Source organism: Hydrogenivirga sp. 128-5-R1-1 (assembly GCF_000171895.1).
On record NZ_ABHJ01000227.1, the window covers coordinates 1 to 1839 of the forward strand.

The following is a 1839-nucleotide window of genomic DNA, read 5'->3' on the forward strand; positions in this document are numbered from 1 at the left end:
GCCTTCAACGCATTCTTTGTACTTGGAAGAACTATAGGATTTATCGGTCACTACCTTGACGAGAAAAGACTTGATATGCCTTTATACAGACATCCTTGGGATGATATTCTCTACGACGTTAACTGCGACATTGAATAATACATCAAGGGGCTTTAAGCCCCTTTTTTATAGAAAGATTTCTTCTAACTTTTTTACTTCTGTATCCCATTTTATTATGTGATTATTATGATACCTACACTTAACTCTTTTATCAAAAAAATCTTTTAATGCTTTTTTTATATTGTCCTTATCAGGATTTATATATATACATCCTTCTCCACACGCTTCTCTCAGCTCAGGAATATTTGTTGTTATCACACAGCATCCACAACTTTTTGCTTCCAAAACAGGTATACCAAATCCTTCATATATAGATGGGAAGACAAAAACCTCTGCATTACTATATAATTGGGCAAGCTTTTCATCTGATACATAACCTGTATATACAATATCATTTTTATATTCTTTTATCATTTTTATAACTTCTTTGTTCTTCCATCCACTACTTCCTACAAGAACCAGTTTTATATTTTTTAAATTCCCTTCCTTTTTTAAGGATATAAACGCATTTATAAGGGATTTTATATTTTTTCGTGGTTCAATTGTTGAAACTGATAGTATATATTTGAAATCATATGGTTTTGTCTGAATTTTCTTAAAAATACTTGTATCAACAGCAGGTCTAATAATAACATCGGCTTTTTTATTAAAGAAACTCTCTAATTTATCTGCAGTTCCTTTAGAAATAACTATTATTTTGTCGGCCTCATTTATAGCTTTTTTAAAAAACAACTTATATCCAATTTTTGTTTTCAATTGCATCGTATGAGGTACAATGTAAAGGTTAAAGTCATAAACATTTACTACCTTTTTAATATTTTCTTTTAAGAACAATGGTGTAATTGGTGTAGTACACCACACATAATCTATATCAAAATTATTGATAATTTTTGAAGAAAAATAGCGAAACCACAAAGCCGATGGAATTTTATGCATAATTTTTCTATGCTCTGCTATTATTTTTACTTTTACATTTTTCAATTTATCAAAAGGGTTATGTTTTATTCTCCTGTGGGATATAATAATAAATTCATTCTCCGGAAAAATTGCTGGTAGCCTTTTTAAAATTTCATAAACATATCTTCCTATTCCCGTAAGTTTATCATGTTCCAGTACAGGAGCGTAAATACCAATTTTCATGCTATAATTATAACATTGATATAATAACAGGAGTTTTTATGAAAAAAGCACTTATTACAGGTATTAGAGGACAAGATGGAGCTTATTTAGCAAAATTACTACTTGAAAAAGGCTACAAAGTTTACGGGGCAGATAGAAGAAGTGGTGATTCTTCAAACTGGAGACTAAAAGAACTTAGAATAGAAAAAGACGTAGAAATTGTATATATGGATTTATTGGAACAATCCAATATAATGAGAGTAATAAAAAACATACAACCAGATGAAGTTTATAACCTTGCAGCTCAAAGTTTTGTTGGAGCATCTTTTGAACAACCGATACTAACAAGTGAAGTAGACGCAATAGGGGTTTTAAGATTGCTTGAAGCAATAAGGGAATATGCTCCTGAAGCAAAGTTTTATCAAGCATCAACAAGTGAAATGTTTGGAAAAGTTCAAGAGGTTCCCCAAACAGAAAAAACCCCATTTTATCCAAGAAGCCCATACGGGGTAGCAAAACTATTTGGACACTGGATAACAGTAAACTACAGAGAGTCATATAATATGTTTGCCTGTAGTGGAATACTGTTTAACCACGAATCACCACTACGCGGGATAGAAT

Annotated in this window: 2 protein-coding genes; one reads left to right on the top strand and one right to left on the bottom strand. The window is 31.1% G+C overall.

Annotation, left to right across the window (positions count from 1 at the left end):
* Nucleotides 1-165: 165 nt before the first annotated feature.
* Nucleotides 166-1239, bottom strand: coding sequence for a glycosyltransferase family 1 protein (locus tag HG1285_RS18945; RefSeq protein ID WP_008288969.1), 1074 nt, complete (start codon nt 1237-1239; stop codon nt 166-168).
* A 38-nt stretch (nt 1240-1277) separates the two neighbouring features.
* Here HG1285_RS18945 and HG1285_RS03065 point away from each other — a divergent pair.
* A partial coding sequence (locus tag HG1285_RS03065; RefSeq protein ID WP_008288970.1) for a GDP-mannose 4,6-dehydratase occupies nt 1278-1839 on the top strand: 562 nt, incomplete at its 3' end.